The organism is Acinetobacter sp. UBA3025 (assembly GCF_002367915.1).
GTDB lineage: Bacteria > Pseudomonadota > Gammaproteobacteria > Pseudomonadales > Moraxellaceae > Acinetobacter.
On the sequence record NZ_DFDO01000146.1, the window covers coordinates 1 to 4,228 of the forward strand.

At 43.4% G+C, this 4,228-nt stretch carries 3 protein-coding genes; all 3 read left to right on the forward strand.

Annotation, left to right across the window (positions count from 1 at the left end; genetic code table 11):
* Positions 1–198: 198 nt before the first annotated feature.
* The gene (yccS, locus tag B4J23_RS06220) at positions 199–2,373 is read left to right on the forward strand and encodes a YccS family putative transporter (protein WP_291359343.1); all 2,175 of its coding nucleotides are present in this window, start codon (positions 199–201) and stop codon (positions 2,371–2,373) included.
* Positions 2,374–2,458: 85 nt separating this feature from the next.
* Positions 2,459–3,019: a YcxB family protein gene (locus B4J23_RS06225; protein WP_004784963.1), complete on the forward strand. Its 561-nt coding sequence runs from the start codon at positions 2,459–2,461 to the stop codon at positions 3,017–3,019.
* 184 nt (positions 3,020–3,203) lie between these two features.
* Positions 3,204–4,228: PepSY-associated TM helix domain-containing protein (locus tag B4J23_RS06230; protein ID WP_291359345.1), on the forward strand; the 1,025-nt coding region annotated here is incomplete at its 3' end.

The following is a 4,228-nucleotide window of genomic DNA, read 5'->3' on the forward strand; positions in this document are numbered from 1 at the left end:
AAAATAATCCAGGACATGGCATAAGGCCGTGGTGCTGTCGAATTGGAGTTCATGTAATTAAAGATTTTAATGCGTAGTAGGCAGACAAATTAACATAGCGCATAGTATGATTTACATGGAAATTAAAAGTTATAAATATACTTTTTCTCATATGTATATTCAGCTTTGCAGCAAAGACTGCAAGAGAAAGGATCACCGTTGAAATCTTGGCTCAGACGTCTTAAGCACGCGACTTATAATACGACCCTGATGTATAACCTGCGTATGCTAATCGCTTTTGCAGGCACTGCCTTTGTTCCCTATTTCATGGGACAGCAGTTAATGACTATTCCACTCACTCTTGGGGTAGTGGCCGCAGGTTTAAGCGATATTGATGACCGCTTTTCCGTACGTATCCTGAATCTGTTCTATACCTATTTAGGCTTCTTCATTACCGCAGTGGCAGTCTATCTGTTATTTCCTTATCCGCTGCTGTTTGCTTCTGCCCTCATTGTTTCTTGTATTGTCCTGATTCTGCTCGGCTCGCTTGGTCGACGTTATGCCACGATTTCCTATGGCTGTCTGGTGATTTCTGTTTATTCCATGCTGGGGGTTGAACTATTTGATAGATGGTATCAGCAGGCAAGCTTGCTGCTGATTGGTGCAGTCTGGTATGGCTTTTTGTCGACCCTGAGCTTTCTACTGTTTCCTGCGCGACGTGCACAGGATAACTTAGCTAAGTGCTATGCTTCACTGGGTGATTTCCTGTATGCCAAATCGAATCTGTTCGATGTCGACATGACAGCAAAAAGTTATCAGCAAAGCATGATCGAGCTGTCACTGGAAAATGGCAAACTGATTTCAATTTTTAATGAAATGAAGACCGTCCTTTTGACTCGCCTGAAAGGTGACCGGGGTCAGAAAGATACTCGTCGTAGCCTGCAATATTATTTTGTGGCACAAGATATTCACGAGCGTGCTGATTCTGCACATATTGATTATCAAAAACTGGCCAAGATTTTTGAACACAGCGACGTTTTGTTCCGTTTTCAGCGCATCCTGTCGATTCAGGGCAGAGCCTGTAAAGACCTGAGTGAAAGCATTCAGCAACGCAAAACCTATAAACATAATAAACGCTTCAAACATGCCTTTGAAAACCTGAGATTGTCCCTGGAAAAATTGCGTATAGAACAGCAGTATGATCAGGTCTGGATCAATGCCCTATTTGCTTTATTCCAGAACCTGAAATCCATTGATGCACAATTACGCAACCTGGAAACTGAGCGTAATATCAAATTTGATCGTGCTAAACATATTGAAAACCAGCTCAAAGATGACGACCTGAAAGGCTGGGAAGATATCAAGATTCGGGTCAAGCAGCATCTGACACCTGAATCTGTGTTGTTCCGTCATGCTATTCGCCTGTCGATTGTGTTGCTGATCAGCTATATCTTTGTCCAGCTGACCGATATTCAGTATGGCTACTGGATTCTACTAACTGCGCTTTTTGTCAGCCAACCTAACTTCAATGCCACCAAACGCCGCTTACGTTTACGCATCGTTGGAACATTGGCAGGTATTCTTTTGGGATATGCCATTTTGTACTTCATTCCTTCCGTTGAAGGGCAATTATTACTGCTAATTTTGAGTGGAATTCTGTTCTTTGAATTACGCAGTAAACAGTATGCACAGGCCACTGCCTTCATTACCATTCTGGCCCTGATCAACTTTAACCTGGACGGTATGGGCTTTGCCGCAGCTATTCCACGTATGATTGATACACTGATTGGCTGTGCGATTGCATGGTTTGGCGTGAGCTTTATCTTCCCGGACTGGAAATTCCGTCGCTTGCCACGCAGCATTAGCCGCAGTCTGCAGGCAGAATGCGATTACTTGAGTGAAGTGATTGAACAGTATAAGTCTGGACGAAATAATGGTCTGACCTACCGGGTGGTACGCCGTGCGGCTCATAATACCGATGCTGAAGTGGCTTCCCTGATCTCGACTTTGGCCACCGAACCTGATTTTGATCCTGTGCAAAAATCACAGGCTTTCGAGTTCCTGTGCCTGAATCATACTTTTATCAGTTATATTGCCGCGCTGGGTGCGCATCGTGAAAAAATTCAGGATCAGGATGTGCTGGACTTGCTGGATCAAGCCCTAGAAAATATTCGTGGTGCCCTGCTCTATGATGAAGTCCCTGACCTAAGCACCCAGAATATGATCCAGAATATCCGTCAGCGTCTGTCACAACAGCAGGAAGAAGACCAGAAACCATTGATTATTTTGCAGCAACTGTCTTTAATGTTTAGTATCTTGAAGCAATTGAGTCAGTTAAAGCAAAGTTTAAGTCACGAACGTGATGAACAGGCCACTGAATTGGCTTCATTATAATTTGGCCGATTTTGGAACAATATACTCACTGAATCAGCACAATTAATGCTAAACTTTTTACAGTTTTAAATCTGTTAATTTCATTATGACCGCGAAAAATTTATACGCTTATACCTTACAGCCTGTGAACTATGAAATTTCAGAAGCTGAGCAGCGTCATGCTCAGCTGATGATCTGGCGTAGTACCAATAAAATTGGCATGAAAGCCTGGCTGATCATGGGTGCTATTGTTGCCTTGTCTATTCTGGGAATTATCCTGATCAAGAACTACTCAACAGTCATCTGCTGGGTGGCGATTGTCTGTGTAGTACTGTATTACCTGATCCGTACTTTCGGTCTGGAATGGTATGTTAAACGCAAGATGAATGAATTTCCGGTACAGGAAATTAAAGGCATCCGTCTGGGTGTACAGCCACATGGTATCGTGATGCGCCAAAAAATGGGCATGCAGGAAGGTGTAGGTGCTATTGGCTGGAAAGACATTTATGAATGGTATAACACGCCGGAATTCATGCTGATCAATTTTAAAGTCAAAGGTCAGCAAGGTGCTTATATCCTGCCTAAACGTTTAGACAGTAAAAACTTCTCTTTCGCGACCATTCGCAAGCATCTGCAAGAAGAAGTGGGCGCACCAAAAGAAATCTAAGATATATCCCGGTTTTGAAAGACCTCCTGTTTCGACATGGAGGTTTTTTTACGTCTATCTTTTATCCAACTCATCGACACAAATGATAATGAGAATAAATATTATCATCATAATCTATAATTTATTCTGATTCTTCAGTTATAATTTGCCTACTTTTACACATACCACCATAAATCTGACCATCATGTTTAAAAAGACATTTTTCCAAATCCACTGGTTTCTGGGGATTACTGCAGGTTTGATTCTCTCAATTATGGGAGTCACGGGTGCTATTTATTCTTATGAGCCGCAAATCTTAAAATGGATGAATAGCGACAGTTATACTGTACAGGTTCAAGAGCGAGACAAGCTTAGCCCTGCCCAGCTGTATCAGCATTTCCAGAACCAAAACCCTGAAATGAAAATTAACAGTATTACCGTGGCACAGGATCCAAGTGCCTCCAGTACGGTCAATATTGTAAAAGAGGGAGCACGTCGTGGTTATAACATGATGGTCAACCCCTACACGGCTGAAGTATTGCCTGAAATTAAAGGTCGTGAATTCTTCCAGTTTGTACAGCAACTACATCGTAATTTAACGGTAGGACCCGTCGGTAAACAGATTACCGGTGCGTGTACCCTGATGCTGATCTTTTTCGTTTTGTCTGGCCTGTATTTACGCTGGCCAAAACGTCATTCGATCAAGCAATGGTTGGCAGTGAAGCCACAACTGAAAGGCCGTAACTTTATCTGGGATCTGCATGCAGTGGTGGGTACCTGGGTGGTGATTTTCTACCTGATTCTGGCTTGTACCGGTCTTACCTGGTCTTATGGCTGGTGGCGTGATGGTATGTATAAAGTTCTGGGCGTAGAACGTCCACAACCAGAAATGCAGGCCAATGGCGGTCGCGGCGAAGGTAGTGAACGTGGTCCTCGTGGTGAACGCGGACAACGTGGTGAAGGCCGTGAAGAAGCTGGCATGAGTCCAGAAAGTATTTCACGTGCACTGGATCAAAGCTGGGCTGGCTTCAGTACTCAATTTGCAGGCAAATATTCAACTGTGACATTTAACCTGCCGAAAAAACCGGATGGTGAAATGCAGTTGAGTTTTGTTGACCCTGTGGCACAGCATGAACGTGCCCGCAACAATGCGACTTATAATTATCGCAGTGCTGAATTTACCGAAGTCCAGCTCTATGAAGATAAGAAGCTCAATGAAAAAATCATGAG